The following is a 13,681-nucleotide window of genomic DNA, read 5'->3' as shown; positions in this document are numbered from 1 at the left end:
GCCGCCCGCCCTCCCCCTGGTCGCCGACCCTCGCGACGTGCGGCCGGAGCTCATGGGCACCCGCCAGACCACTGTGGACGCCGAGACCTGGGCCGCGTTCCGGAAGCAGTGCACCGCGCACGGCGTGACGCCGTCGGCGGCGATGTTCACCGCCTACGCCATCGTGCTGGCCCGCCAGGCCGGCCACCGCCGCATGCTGCTGAACTCCTTGCAGCTCAACCGCTTGCCGCTGCACCCCGACGTGCACCGCATCGTCGGCGCGTTCGCCTCGACGATGCTGATCCCGGTGGAGCCGGCCGAAGGCGGCACCTTCGCCGAATTGGCCGCCGACAACCAGCGCCGGTTCAGCGAATCGGCGGCGCACAACCTGATCAGCGGCGTCGAGGTCTCCCGCGAACTGGGCCGCCGGCGCGGCACGCACCGCCCCGTCGCTCCCATCGTCTTCCAGAGCACCCTCGGCATGGACGCGGCCATGGGCGAACGCGTGCCGGACACCGCTGGCCCGTTGGGGCGCATCGACATGGCCGACCACCACCAGCAGCTGCGCACACCGCAGGTCGCCCTGGAAGTGCGGATGTTCGAGCTGCGCGACGAGATGTACCTGGTGTTCTCCCTGGTCGACGAACTCTTCGACACCGCGGCCGTGGACGCGATGTTCCGCGAGCTGACCGGTATCGCCCGCACGCTCGCCGAGCCCGGCAGTTGGAACGACCCCGTGGCACTCCCCGCGGCGGCGGACGCACCGGAATCCGAGGAGCTGCGCGTCGGCCGGTATGCACGCCAGGACCGAACCGAAGAAGGTGGTGCACCGCGAACCGAGGTAGAACGCACCATCGCCGAGGTGTGGGAGGAGATGCTGGCCATCAGCGGGGTCGACCGCGCGGCCGACTTCTTCGCCCTGGGCGGCGATTCGCTGCTCGCGGTCCGAGTGCTCGGAAAGCTCGCCCGGGAAAAGGGAATCGCGGTGGCGGTCCGGGACTTCCTCGAAGCTCCGACGATCTCCGGCCTTGCCGCGCTGGCCTCGCCCGAACGCTGACGGCGGTTGTGGGTGCGCAAGCGGGCTGGAGCCCGCTTGCGCACTCACGACGTCAGCACGTCAGGAGTCCGCCAGAGTGGCGCGGAAAAGGCCCTGCTCCAACCAGACTGCCGCTCGGACACCGTCCGCAGCGGCTTGGCTGACCAGGGTCAGCGCGTCCGGAACCGCAGGAACGCGGGCCATGTCCCCGGCCGAGAACACACCTGGAACCGTGGTCGCCTGCAACTCGTCGACCTGGACGCAGCCATCCTCCAGGATCGCGCAACCGAGATCCGCGGCGAACGGCGCGCGTTGCCTGGTCGGTGCACGGTGGAACATCGCCTGCCGCTCCAGCACCGATCCGTCGGCGAAGTGCAACTGCAGCCCGTCCAATTCACCGGTCACCTTCACCAGCGGCTCGGTGCGCACCTGCACTCCCCGCGCCAAGAGCTTGGCGATCACCTCGTCCGGCAGCTCGTGCGCACCGTGGGTCACCACGACCACGTCCTCGCTGTAGCGATCGGCCAGGTACAGCCCGAGCATCACCTGCGGGACGTCGCGGCCGAGCACCGCCAGCGTCTTGCCGCTGGCCTCCCAGCCGTGGCAGAAGGGACAGTGGAAGATGCTGCGGCCGAAGCGCTCCGGCACGCCCGGGATGTCGTAGGGCTCATCCATCTGACCGGTCGCCAGGATCAGCCGACGCGCCCGTTCCCTGCTACCGTCGGCGAATTCCACGGTGAAGTCGTCGATGCCACCGGAAACCGAGGAAACCTGACCCTGCCGCACCTCGACACCGGGGTAGGCGGCCAGCTCGGCGCGCCCCAACGCCAACAGCTCGTGCGGCGAGAACCCGTCGCGGCTCAGGTACATGTGCATCTCGTCCGCAGGCGCGTTGCGGACCTGGCCGCTGTCGGCGACCAGCACCCGGCGGCGCTGCCGGCCCAGCACGAGCGCGGCGCTGAGCCCCGCGGGCCCACCGCCGATCACGATCACGTCTAACACGGTTGCTCCCTCTAGCCGAAACCTAATGGAAACGATTATCGTTGCAGAGACCATGCTACGGAAGGGGCGCAATGGCCGATCAGCTCATCGCCGTACTCGGCGGCTACGGCGAAGTCGGCGCCACAGCGGTCCGCCGGCTCTCCGAGTACGACTACGGCCGAATCCGCGTCGGCGGACGCAATCCGTCGCGCGGCAGGGGCCTGCTCGGCGACCTGCCCGGAATCGAGTTGTCCTATGTGGACATCGAAGACGCGGGAAGCCTCCAGGACTTCTGCACCGGCGCGCACCTCGTCCTGAACTGCGCCGGCCCCTCGTACCGCATCCTCGACACCGTGGCCCGAGCGGCCTTGAAAGCGGGCGCGCACTACGTCGACGTCGCCGGGGACGTCCCCGCGCACCGCGCACTCGGCTCGACAACCGGCGACCGTGTAGCGGTGTTCTCCGCCGGATTGATGCCAGGCCTGACCGGGCTGCTCCCCCGGCTCATCGCCGACTCCGGAGATCGGCTGGACATCCATGTCGGCGGCGCCGTGCGCATGACACCGGCATCGGCCGCAGACATCCTCCTCGCCCAGGGTCCCGACTTCGGGGAGTCGCTGGCCCGCTGGCGAGGTGGGGCCGTGGTCTCGCGATCCCTGACCCCACTGCGCAAGGTGCGGCCGGCCGGCTTTCCCGAGCCCGTCGACGCGATGCCCTTCCTGCCGACCGAAGGCATCCGCCTCGCCGAAGAACTCGACGTAGCGGAGCTGCGCTTCTACACCGCCTACGCCTCCGAGGCCATTCCGACCACCTTGGCGATGGCATGGGCGGACGACCCCGAGTTCCGGGACGACTACGTCGAACTGCTGACGCAGGCGGCGAAAACGGACCTGCGCGAGCGCGACCCGTACTACGTGCTCACCGCCTGCGTCCCGGCCATCACCGGAGCGTCATCGTCGCTGACGCTGCGAACCGATGACCCGTACCGGCTCAGCGGCGTGGTGGCGGCGTTGACGGCCAGCGCCGTCGTCCAGGAGAAGATCGGCTGCGGAGCGCACTTCGCGGACAGCGTGCTGGATCCCGACGACATCGCCGCAGCGCTCCGCCGCGACCCCCTCGTCCAGTCACTTACCATCCAGAAACCAGCCGGCAGTGCCGCTGGCCACACCTCAGCGCCGCAGAATTGAGAATGACAATCGTTGTGGATAGTCTCCGGTGACTCGGGGGCGACGAGAGGCGGTGGGATGTCCGGCGACCGGGTAGCAGTGCTGGACGGCCCAGGCATCCGGGAACATCAGTGGACAGGCGCGACAGCCGGACGGGTCCGTGTGTGCGCTTCGGCCGGCGGCCGGGTCCGGCTGTCGGTGCCCTGGCTCGTCCGGCAACCCGACCTCGCGGACCCGGTGACTGAGAAGCTCGCACGGCTCGAAGGGATTCGCTCCACGCGCGTCTTCACGCGAACCGGCAATGTCGTGGTATGGACCGACGGCAGCGGCGAGCTCGACGAGCTGATCAAGGCCCTCCAGACTCCGCCCACCGCCCCGGCCCGCCACTGGGCGGCGTCCCGACGAGCACCGGCGGGAATGGGTGGTGGCCGCCTGGTCGCCGGGCTGCTCGTGCTCGCTGGTGCGGCAGTGACCAGGTTCTTCCTTCGCCGCGCGCCCGCCGGACGGGGCGCTTCGGGCATGTTCGGCCTTGCCGCGGCGTTCATCGGGCTTCCCTTCCTCCGGCGGGCAGGCCGCGGCCTGGCCAGGCGGAACGCGCCCGGCACCGATGCTCTGGTCGCCGCAGCGACGATCGTTTCACTGGTGCTGCGCCAGAACATCGTCGCCGTAGGCGTGTTGACCGTGCTCAACCTCGGTGAACTCGTCCAAGCACTGCTGCTGCGCAACAGCCGGCGACACGCCGCACGGCATGCCGCGACCGAACAGCGGACGTGGCTGGTCTGCGACGGGGTCGAGGTGGAGGTCGCCGCATCGCAGGTCGAGTGCGGGGACGTCGTCGCCGTGCACGCAGACCAGCGGATCCCGGTGGATGGTGTGGTGGTCGAGGGCTCGGCCATGGTCGACCAGTCCGCGATCATCGCGAACCTCCTGCCTGTTCAGGTGCGTCCAGGCGACGAGGTGTTCGCCGGAACAACGGTGCGTTCCGGTGCGCTCCGGATACGCGCGAGCGCAGTTGGTTCGAACACTGCTACCTCGAAGCTCCTCGCCAGGGCCGGCAGCGTGCGCGATGCGCGGGAACCGTTGCCGACGATCGCAGCCGGGTTCGCCCAGCGGTTCACCCCGGCCGCGTTCGCCGCGGCGGGGCTGACGTTCCTGGTCACCGGTGATGCGCGGCGCGCCATGTCGATGCTGCTGATCGCGTGCCCCTGCGCCGTTGGCCTCTCGACTCCCACCGCTGTCTCCGCCGGAGTCGCAGCCGCCGCCCGCCGCGATGTCCACGCCACCAGCGAGCGGGTCTTGGAAGGCATCGGGCTGGCGACCGCCATCGTGCTCGGCAGCGGCGCGCTCTCGGGATGCCCAGCCACCGATGCCACTGCCGTGCGCCGCCTGCGCAGGCTCGGAGTCACGCGGATCGCCGCGTTCGCGGACGACGATGAACGAGCAGCAGCGCTCGCCCGCGGACTCGATGCCGCGGAATTGCACATCGGCGATCGCCCGGAGACCCGGGCAGCACTGGTCCACGACCTGCAAACCGAGGGGCACGTGGTGGCCGTCCTCGGCAGAGCGATGGTTGACGCCTTGGCGCTCGCGCAAGCCGACATCGGGATCACTGCGGATACGACGCTTGCCCCGCTGGCCGACCTGGTGATCCTGGGCGGTGACCTGACGAAGGTCGGCACGGCTGTCGAGCTGGGGCAACGCACCCGGCGGATCGTGCGGCAGAACTACGGGCTGTCGGTCGGCGTCAACGTCGCCGGGATGCTGGCAGGCGCCGCCGGGGCCGTCCACCCCGTTTTGGCCGCCGTGCTGCACAACGCAGGTAGCGCCGCGGTCATAACCAACTCGGCACGCGTCCGCCGCTCGGGCCGTCGAGTCAACGATATCCGCCGGTAGGCATGACCATGCCGTAGGTTCGCTCTTGAACCTCCGCTGTGAAAGGCACAAACTGAGTCAGTGCTGTCCGTTGTAGACGTTCATCGGCTACCGACAGCGCCGGGCGGGGTCGGACTTCTCCACGGCCAGGCGTCAGGCGCGGTGCCCGCTTGAGAGCAGGAGGGATCATGCACTTCTTGCTGGGATCGCTCGCCGGGAAGCTCGTGCACTACGCGGTGTCGGGAACGGTCGGTGTCGCCGTGGTCAAGGCGGCGCAGCGCGCCGCTCCGCAGGTCAAACCCAAGGCCCGGGAGTTCGCGGTGGCGACCATGGCGCGCGGCATCGTGGTCGGCCGCACGCTCAGCGACTTCGCGGAGGAGGCCCGCCTGAAGGCCGGTGATCTCATCGCCGAGGCGCACGAGTCGCTGGGCAAGCAGGCGCCCGCCCCGACCGCGGTCAAGGTCCCGGAAGACGAGCACGGCGAGCACTGACCATGTCCGGTGTGCTCGTGCGCGCCGTCGCCGGCGGTCGCGTTCGGTTGGTCGTGCCGTGGCTGCGGGCGCAGCCCGACGGCGCCGGCCTGGTGGACCAGCGCATCGCCGACCTCGAAGGCATGCGCGCGCTGCGGATCTTCTCCCGCACCGGGAACGTGGTCGTCTGGATCGACCCCGGACGGCTCGACCTCGATCGACTGGTCTCCCTGCTCGAGGCACCCGCCGAGGGCGCGCTGCCGCACCGGCCCACCCGCTGGGCCCCGGATTCCTCCACCGGTGAGATCACCCGCCTGGTCATCGGCGGCGCGGTCCTCGCGTTCATCGCGCTGCGGCGGCTGTTCCGGCTACCGCGCTTCGGCGGCGGCTCCTCGGGGCTGCTGCGTGCCGCCGCCGTCTTCACCGGACTGCCTTTCTTCCGGGGTTTCCTGCAGGGGCTGACCGGGCGAGGGCACACCGGCACCGACGCCCTGGTGACCGCCGCGACGATCGTCGCCCTGCTGCTGCGGGAGAACGTCGTCGCGCTGACCGTGTTGTGGCTGCTCAACATCGGCGAGTTCCTCCAGGCCCTGACGCTGCGCCGCACCCGCCGGGCGATCGAGGAACTGCTCACCGTCGGCGAGGAACGCGTCTGGCTGGTCCTCGACGAGGTGGAGGTCGAAGTGCCGCTCGAAAAGGTCGAGCCGCAGGACGTGGTCGCCGTCTACGAGCACCACAAGATCCCCGTCGACGGCATCGCGACGGCCGGCACCGCGCTGGTGGACCAGGCGGCGATCACCGGCGAGGCCCTGCCGGTCTACGTGCGCGAAGGCTCCGAGGTCTACGCCGGAACCGTGATCACCTCGGGGTCGTTGCGGGTCCGCGCGACCTTGGTCGGTCAGGACACCACCGTCGGGCGGATCATCAAACGCGTCGAGGAGGCCCAGGCCGACCAGGCACCGGCGCAGACGGTCGCCACCCGGTTCACCCGCCGGTTCGTCCCGGTGTCCTTCGCTCTCGCAGGCCTGACCTACCTGCTCACCCGCGACGCGCGCCGGGCGATGACGATGCTGCTCATCGCATGCCCGTGCGCCGCAGGGCTGGCCACCCCGACCGCGATCAGCGCGGCGATCGGCAACGGCGCTCGCCGCGGCACGCTGATCAAGGGCGGCACCCACCTGGAAAGCGCCGGCGGCGTGACGGCCGTCGTGTTCGACAAGACAGGCACCCTCACCCTCGGTCGCCCCCTGGTGACCAGCGTGGTGGCGCTCAACGGCGACTTCAGCGCAGACGAGGTGCTCGCGCTGGCCGCGTCCGGCGAGATCCACGCCCGCCACCCGCTGGCCCAGGCGATCGTGCGCCGCACCCACGAGGAACACCTCGAAATCCCGGTGCACCAGGCCTGCGAGGTGGTGCTCGGGATGGGCATGCGGGCCGAGCTCGACGGTGCCCGGCTGCTGGTCGGCAGCCCCGCCCTGCTGCGGCACTACGGCCTCGAACTCCCCGAACGCGCGCACGGCTGGACCCAGCAGTTGCGCAGCCAGCGGGAGAGCGTCATCTGCCTGGCCCGCAACGACGACATGATCGGCCTGCTGGGCATCTCCGACGCGATCCGGGACGACAGCGCCGCAGTCATCGCGCAACTGCGCGGCCTCGGCGTCGAGCGCATCATCCTGCTCACCGGTGACGCGCCCGAGGCTGCCCAGGCCGTCGCCGACAAGCTCGGCATCACCGAGGTGCACGCCCACGCGCTCCCCGAGGCGAAGCTCCAACTGATCCGCGACCTGCAGGCCGACGGCCACACCGTGGCCATGGTCGGCGACGGCACCAACGACGCCCCAGCGCTTGCGTCGGCCGACATCGGCATCGCCATGGGCACGCAGTCCTCGCACGTGACGCTCGAAACCGCCGACATCGCCCTGGCCAGCAACGACCTCCGCCAGGTCCCGGCCGTGGTCGAACTGAGCCAGCACACCCTGCGCGTCGTCCGGCAGAACTACGCGCTCGCGCTGGGTGTCAACGTCCTCGGGCTCCTCGCCGGCGCGGGCGGCTCCATCAACCCGGTCCTGGCGGCCTTGCTGCACAACGCCAGCAGCATCACCGTCGTCGCCAACTCTGCGCGCCTCGTCAACCACACCCCCGCGCTGCCACCGGGCCCGCTTCCTGAGGACAGGCGCTGATCGTCCTGCTGGGGTTCTCACTTTAAACGAAAATGGTTATCATTACGTTCCGATGTTCGTTCGCGTTCCGCTCGCTTCGGGACCCGCTGAAACCCGGGCACGACCAGCCGAACCCCAGTGCGATCCGAGGGAATGGATGGCCCCACGACCACACCGAAGGACCGAGAGCAATCCCCGAACCGGCTTCACCGTCATCCTCTGCGACAGCTGCGACGACGACGGACAACTGCCGATCCTCGCCGCCCTGCGAGACACGATCCGCCGCTGCCCCAACGCAGTTCTCGTACGCGCGAACTGCCCACTCGGGCATTTGTGGTGCCACACCAGGAAAACCGCCACACCGCGAGCAGCCGGGCACCTCGTACTGGTACAGCGATGCACCACTGCCCGCCAACCGCTTGGCGCCGTCATGCTCGCGGGGCCGGTGCGCACGCCCGAAGACCTCACCGCACTGACGCGTTGGCTGGAAGCGACACCGGAGACCATCGACGAACTTCCCCAACGCCTGCACTGGAACCAGCACCACCGGCGGCAGGCCACCCAGAACTAGCACCGAGAAAAGGCCGAGCCAGACCATCGGCCGCCGACTTCCGCCGCGCTGCGCGGATCAGCACCTTCATCGCACCTGAGGAGTCTCGTGACCGACGAATACGCCGAGTCAGCGGAGTACATCGACATCCTGATCAGCCCGTTCTGGGACGACTTCGGCCCCGTACTGGCCGACGCGATCAAGGCCATCGACCCCGCCGGACCGGTCATCGACATCGGCGCCGGCAGCGGCTGCGGAACCCTAGCGATCGGGGATGCGCTGCCAATGGCGGAGATCTTCGCCGTGGAACCGTCCGCCGGACTGCGCTCAGCACTACTGGCCAAGGTCAACGCCCACGAGTCCCTGCGCGACCGCGTGACGGTCCTGCCGGAGGGATTCCTGGAGGCCGAACTCCCCGACCGGCTGGGCCTGGTCGTCGCCATGAACGTCATCGGCCACTTCTCCTCGGCCGAACGCCGCGACATCTGGAAGTTGCTCGCCGAACGGCTCGCACCGGGCGGACGGGCGGTGCTCAACCTGCAACCACCGTCCGAGGCCGTGGACATCCCAGAAGCATTGGCGTCGACCGGAAGCATCGGACGCAGGCGGTACGAGTGCCGGGCGCGGGCCGAACCCACCGGCGACGGGACGCTCACCTGGCACATGACGTACCGCACCTACCAAGGCGACGACGTCGTCGACCAGCGCGAGGTGAGCTACTCCTGGCACCTGGTCGCCGAGCCCCAGCTGCGCGACGAGCTCGCCCAGGCGGGCCTTCGGCTCCACCCCCTGGAACCGACCGACCTCGGCATGTACGCCATCACCCGGACATAGGCGCGGGCCTGACGGCCGGGGGTGGGCATCCCCACCCCCGGCCCTTCACCGCAGACCCTCCGCCGCGCCGAGCGAGAGGACCTGGGCTCCCATCCACTGCAGGTAATCCTGGCCTGCGGGCGGGGTTTCGGTCATCAAGACCACCGGGATGCCCACCTGCTCAGCGCGGGACCGCAGTTGTGCGGTCACCGCGGATTCCGTCTGCGGGTTGAACACCAGAGCCGTGACTCGCCGCGCATCGAGCGCGTCCTGGATCTCCGCGACGGCTGCGGCAGGCGGGTCGTTGCCGTCTTCCACCGCGTCCACGAAGCTGTCCGACGTGATATCGCCGAGACCGGGTTCTTCGAGCAGGTAGAACGCGACCAGAACGCTCTTGTAGGCGTGTGGGTTGACGATCGGCTCGCCGATCAGCGGCAACGTCGACGGCTCCGCCACCAATCGCCTGGACGACGCTGCCCCAGACATCGGCAGAGGTCACGACCTTGATCTCGGCCGGACTGGGTTCAGACCGTACCGCGCCTCATCCGGCCAACACCAGGACTGCCGCGCTGAGACTCGCGCTGGTCACGACCGCTCTGGGCCGACGTCCTTCGCGGAATGTCATCAAGTTGCTCTTCTGAAAATCGCCGGATCAATTTATGACACCTGCGAGAGCAAACGAAAATGATTGTCGTTATCATCTACAGCGAGAGGACAACGAAAGCTGCGAGGTGAGATGAACGAAGCGCTGAGCCGCCTGCTCGGCCGGTCGAACCGGCCGGATCCCGCTCGCGCCGACCGCGCGGGCGAGATCGCAGACCTGGTGCGCACCACCCTCGGGCTGACCGCTCAAACGGCGGTGACGGTGCAGGAACTCGCCTGCGCCGAGCCCGGATGCGCACCGATCGAGACCAAGATCGCCGTGCTGGACGAAGCCCCGAGGCGCTGGACACTCCACGCGCCGGTGTCCGAAGTGGACGACGAAGTCGTCCGGAAGATCCTGACCACCCGACCTGAAGGGGAGAACGAGCCACGATGAGCGAAACCGACAACCGGGTGCCGGTCACGGTCCTGACCGGGTTCCTCGGTGCCGGCAAGACGACGCTGCTCAACCGGATCCTCACCGAGAACCACGGCATGCGCATCGCCGTGATCGAGAACGAGTTCGGCGAGGTCGGCATCGACGACGGCCTGGTCCTGAACGCCGAAGAAGAAGTCTTCGAGATGAACAACGGCTGCATCTGCTGCACCGTGCGCGGCGACCTGATCCGCATCCTCGGCGCGCTGCTCAAGCGCAAGGACCGCTTCGACGCCATCCTCATCGAGACCACCGGCCTCGCTGATCCCGCCCCGGTGGCCCAGACGTTCTTCGTCGACGACACGCTGCGCACGCAGCTGCGCCTGGACGCGATCGTGACGGTCGTCGACGCCAAGCACATCGTCCAGCACCTCGACGACGAAAAGCCCGAAGGCGCCGAGAACGAGGCGGTCGAACAGCTCGCCTTCGCCGACCGCGTGGTGCTCAACAAGATCGACCTGGTCGGCGCGGCCGAGATCGACGAGGTCGAGCGGCGCATCCGCGGCATCAACGCCGGCGTGCGCATCCTGCCCGCCCGGCACGGCGACGTCGAGCTCCGGGAGGTGCTCGGCGTGCACGCGTTCGACCTGGACAAGATCCTCGCCGACGAACCGGAGTTCCTGCAGGACTCCGACCACCAGCACGACCTGACGGTGAGCAGCGTGGGCATCGAGGCCGACGGCGCGGTCGACGTCGAGAAGCTCAACGAATGGCTGGGCGTGCTGCTGGGCGAACGCGGCACGGATCTGTTCCGCAGCAAGGGAATCCTCAACCTCGCCGGATCGGACCAGCGGTACGTCTTCCAGGGCGTGCACATGCTCCACGACGGCGACCTCGGCGCGCCCTGGCGCGAGGGCGAAGCACGCCGGAACCGGATGGTGTTCATCGGCCGCAACCTCGACCGCGACCAGCTGGAGCGGGAGTTCCGCGCCTGCCTGCAACCAGTGGGCGCGGAGGCCACGGCATGACCGCGCTGACGAACAGCGCGCAGCTGCGGACGCGCTGGCAAGCCGAAACCAGCGAACCCGTCATGGCCCTCGACGCGCTGCCCGGCGGGCGCAACGCGCCCGATGCCCTGGTGGCCGGAGGCTCCGAAGGCGCGCTGCGGGTCTTCGACCCCGACGGCTCCCTACGCTACGAGCGGGATCTCGACGACGCGCTGCTCGCGATCGCCGCCAGCCCGGACGGCACCCGGATCGCCGCGCTGGGCATGGGGAGCCGGCGGCTGTGGAGCGCCACCGACGGCGCGGTCCTGCACAGCGAGGGCGCGGGATGGTCGGCATCGGCCGCCTGGGACAAGAAATCGCAGTCCCTCGCGGTCGCCGACGGCAGACGGGTGCGGGTCCTGGACCGGTCCGGGAAAACCCGCTGGACCTCCGTCCCCTTGACCAGCACCGTGACCAACGTGCTGTGGCCACGCGGGCAGCTCCGCGTCGCGGCGTCGTCCTACCAGGGCGTGACGATCTTCGAACCCGACACCGATCGCATCACCAACACGCTGGAGGCACCGGGCGCGATCTCCGGGCTCACGGCCGCACCCAACGGCCGCTGGGTCGTCGGCGGCAGCCAGGACGCGACCCTGCACGGCTGGAAGGTCACCGACGGCTCGGACTTCCAGATGACCGGCTTCCCCGCCACGGTCTCCCACCTGGCCTTCGAAGGCGGCGGCCGCTGGATGGCCTGCGAATCCGCGGAGGTCCTCACCTGCTGGGACTTCTCCGGCGCCGGGCCGACCGGCCGCGCCGGGATCGTGCTCACCGGCCACCAGGCAGCGGTGACCGCGTTCTCCTGGGTGCCCGGACACCGCCAGACGCTCATCAGCGGCGACCAGGACGGCAACGTGCTCGTCTGGCGAATCGCCCCCACCGCCAAGCCGGGCGATGAACTCCACCCGGCCGGCGGGCTGCGCGACGACGACCCGGTCACCGCGATCACCATCGGCAGCAGCGGAGCCACCACTCCGATCGTCTACATCGGACGTCGAAGCGGGCGCATCGACGCACTGGCCGTGGCCTGACTCGCGGGCCAAAGCCCCCGAGGCTGTGCGGTGGCGAGAGCGTTGCACCCCTGCGCCCTCGCCACCCACGGCATCCGCCAACTACGGACAGGAGCTAGCGCCGAAGCGCGCTCGGTGATTGCGAGACCAGCAGCATGAACCCATCACATGACCGCACCAGCAGCTGGAGCCGCCAGCAGCGAGCCGTGTTCGAAGCCCTCCTGCGAACACCCGGCTTCGTGAGCGCACAAGCACTGCACCTCACCATGCGCACGAACGGCGAAAACATCGGACTGGCCACTGTGTACAGATCGTTGCACGCATTGGCGGCATCCGGCCGCGCGGAAACCATCCAGAACGCCGCCGGAACCCAGCTGTTCGGCGCCGCAGCCGAGGGACGGCAACATCGCCTGGCGTGCCGCGATTGCCGCCGACGAGTCCCGATCACGGCCACGTTCGTCGACGACTGGGCCACCGCGATCGCGGCCGAACACGGCTTCACGGACGTGCACCTCGTCGTGGAAATCACGGGAAACTGCGGGACATGCTCGGCTCCGCCAAGACCACGCGCCACCGGCGAATGCTGCACGCGGTCAGCATGCCGCTGCTGATCGCGACATTCCACACCCCAGCCGGCTCTGCCGAAACGCCGCTTCTAGCTCGCCCCGAACCGTCCTAGAAGGCAACGAAAAGCTGCTCGGCGCCGGGATGCGGTCAGCCTGCTGGGACGTGCCAGGTCTTCGACCGGCGCTGGGCAGCCCGCATTCGTGCGTACCGCCGTCTGGCTCTGCGAGCAGTTCCGCGTGCGTCCCCCGCTGCACAATCGTGCCGCCGCCGAGAACGACGATCTGGTCCGCAGCCACGATCGTGGACAGCCGGCGCGCGATGACGACGATGGTCTTGCCTCCGACCAGGGATCGGGCGCCAGCGGCGACAACTTCGTCGAGTTGCCTGGCCGCGACCACGACAGGGTCTATGGGAATGTACTGCGCCCCTTCAAGGTCTCCGCAGTCGAGGCGATCCGCACCGCCGACGACATGATCTACCAGCTGCCCGTGATGATCGCCGCGCAGGTAAGACCGACCACGCCGCGGTCGCCGAGGTACTGCGCCACCGTGTTGCGACAAGTACTAGAGCCCAGGCGCCCACACAGGGTCAGGATTCACCCGTCGGCGACAGGCAGGGAACCTCGTAGGGGCGGTTCGGGATGAATCGCGACCATTCGTCCGCGCGGTCGCCGCAGATCACGTTGCCCTGGCAGGGCAGCTGTTCAAAGGCCGTTACTCGCTGCACCGAGTAACCCCGGTGCAAGGCGAAACGGCTGGCCATACGGCGATCTTCGCCTTCAGCGAGCATCCTGGGGCCATCGGCAGCGTGTCGCGGACGCGGCAGATCTTCGGCCGGGTGCCGCCCGCACACCTGGCCGCTGGGAGACGCGCGGCGCGGAGCGACCAGCTGCTGGATTGAGCGCCAGACCAGTCGGCGACTGCCAGAAGCGAGGAGGACGGTCCGTGCAGTTCGACGTCACCGGAAAGATCTTGCTCGACCAGATCTACACACAGCCCGATCCACGCGCCTACT

The 13,681-nt window shown here is 69.3% G+C and carries 15 protein-coding genes and 1 pseudogene; 13 read left to right on the top strand and 3 right to left on the bottom strand.

The genetic code is table 11. The annotated features are described in order from the left end of the window. The coding region (locus E1288_RS44320; RefSeq protein ID WP_235884249.1) for a phosphopantetheine-binding protein at positions 1-1,036 on the top strand (1,036 nt) is incomplete at its 5' end. A 60-nt stretch (positions 1,037-1,096) separates the two neighbouring features. Here the strand turns inward: E1288_RS44320 and E1288_RS44315 are convergent. Further along, a complete protein-coding gene (locus E1288_RS44315) occupies positions 1,097-2,017 on the bottom strand; it encodes an NAD(P)/FAD-dependent oxidoreductase (protein WP_132495091.1) in 921 nt (306 codons plus the stop codon). A gap of 71 nt (positions 2,018-2,088) precedes the next feature. Between E1288_RS44315 and E1288_RS44310 the strand changes: the two genes are divergently transcribed. The 6 genes from E1288_RS44310 to E1288_RS44290 all read left to right on the top strand — a co-directional run bounded on the left by E1288_RS44310 (position 2,089) and on the right by E1288_RS44290 (position 9,047). Then, positions 2,089-3,183 carry a saccharopine dehydrogenase NADP-binding domain-containing protein gene (locus tag E1288_RS44310; RefSeq protein WP_132495089.1) on the top strand — a complete coding sequence of 365 codons (1,095 nt, stop codon included), beginning with the start codon at positions 2,089-2,091 and terminating at the stop codon, positions 3,181-3,183. Between the two features lie 216 nt (positions 3,184-3,399). Continuing rightward, the gene (locus E1288_RS44305) at positions 3,400-5,055 is read left to right on the top strand and encodes a cation-translocating P-type ATPase (RefSeq protein WP_165968605.1); all 1,656 of its coding nucleotides are present in this window, start codon (positions 3,400-3,402) and stop codon (positions 5,053-5,055) included. Between the two features lie 167 nt (positions 5,056-5,222). After that, positions 5,223-5,525: a DUF1490 family protein gene (locus tag E1288_RS44300; protein WP_132495085.1), complete on the top strand. Its 303-nt coding sequence runs from the start codon at positions 5,223-5,225 to the stop codon at positions 5,523-5,525. 2 nt (positions 5,526-5,527) lie between these two features. Further along, a complete protein-coding gene (locus tag E1288_RS44295) occupies positions 5,528-7,684 on the top strand; it encodes a heavy metal translocating P-type ATPase (protein WP_132495083.1) in 2,157 nt (718 codons plus the stop codon). A gap of 424 nt (positions 7,685-8,108) precedes the next feature. Beyond that, a complete protein-coding gene (locus E1288_RS50045) occupies positions 8,109-8,234 on the top strand; it encodes a hypothetical protein (protein ID WP_268952031.1) in 126 nt (41 codons plus the stop codon). A gap of 87 nt (positions 8,235-8,321) precedes the next feature. After that, positions 8,322-9,047 carry a class I SAM-dependent methyltransferase gene (locus E1288_RS44290; RefSeq protein ID WP_165968603.1) on the top strand — a complete coding sequence of 242 codons (726 nt, stop codon included), beginning with the start codon at positions 8,322-8,324 and terminating at the stop codon, positions 9,045-9,047. A gap of 45 nt (positions 9,048-9,092) precedes the next feature. Here E1288_RS44290 and E1288_RS44285 read toward each other — a convergent pair whose 3' ends face one another. Continuing rightward, on the bottom strand, positions 9,093-9,512 hold the full coding sequence (locus tag E1288_RS44285) for a metal ABC transporter solute-binding protein, Zn/Mn family (RefSeq protein WP_132495079.1): 420 nt from the start codon (positions 9,510-9,512) through the stop codon (positions 9,093-9,095). Positions 9,513-9,762: 250 nt separating this feature from the next. Here E1288_RS44285 and E1288_RS44280 point away from each other — a divergent pair, with 250 nt between their 5' ends. From E1288_RS44280 to E1288_RS50230, 5 genes are all read left to right on the top strand, one after another. Next, positions 9,763-10,065 (top strand): hypothetical protein, encoded by a 303-nt coding sequence (locus E1288_RS44280; protein WP_207954902.1) that lies wholly within the window; start codon positions 9,763-9,765, stop codon positions 10,063-10,065. Beyond that, positions 10,062-11,072 (top strand): CobW family GTP-binding protein, encoded by a 1,011-nt coding sequence (locus E1288_RS44275; RefSeq protein WP_132495077.1) that lies wholly within the window; start codon positions 10,062-10,064, stop codon positions 11,070-11,072. Before E1288_RS44280 ends, E1288_RS44275 begins: the two co-directional genes overlap by 4 nt. After that, positions 11,069-12,121 (top strand): WD40 repeat domain-containing protein, encoded by a 1,053-nt coding sequence (locus E1288_RS44270; protein WP_132495075.1) that lies wholly within the window; start codon positions 11,069-11,071, stop codon positions 12,119-12,121. Before E1288_RS44275 ends, E1288_RS44270 begins: the two co-directional genes overlap by 4 nt. Before the next feature lie 134 nt (positions 12,122-12,255). Then, a complete protein-coding gene (locus E1288_RS50645) occupies positions 12,256-12,711 on the top strand; it encodes a Fur family transcriptional regulator (RefSeq protein ID WP_132495073.1) in 456 nt (151 codons plus the stop codon). Positions 12,712-12,867: 156 nt separating this feature from the next. Then, on the top strand, positions 12,868-13,311 hold the full coding sequence (locus E1288_RS50230) for a hypothetical protein (RefSeq protein ID WP_132495071.1): 444 nt from the start codon (positions 12,868-12,870) through the stop codon (positions 13,309-13,311). On the opposite strand, the gene E1288_RS50640 is transcribed toward E1288_RS50230, so the two are convergent. Further along, the gene (locus tag E1288_RS50640; protein ID WP_235884248.1) at positions 13,256-13,429 is read right to left on the bottom strand and encodes a hypothetical protein; all 174 of its coding nucleotides are present in this window, start codon (positions 13,427-13,429) and stop codon (positions 13,256-13,258) included. The two genes, E1288_RS50230 and E1288_RS50640, sit on opposite strands and share 56 nt — an antisense overlap. Between E1288_RS50640 and E1288_RS49525 the strand changes: the two are divergent. Next, positions 13,364-13,567 (top strand): annotated as a pseudogene (locus tag E1288_RS49525) (HalD/BesD family halogenase); the annotation flags it as partial. The gene E1288_RS50640 and the pseudogene E1288_RS49525 overlap by 66 nt on opposite strands. Positions 13,568-13,681 lie beyond the last annotated feature (114 nt).

Origin of the sequence: Saccharopolyspora elongata, from assembly GCF_004348985.1 — a bacterium.
Lineage (GTDB): Bacteria > Actinomycetota > Actinomycetes > Mycobacteriales > Pseudonocardiaceae > Saccharopolyspora > Saccharopolyspora elongata.
Note: the sequence above shows the minus strand (reverse complement) of the source record. Positions and strands in the feature narration are given on the sequence as shown.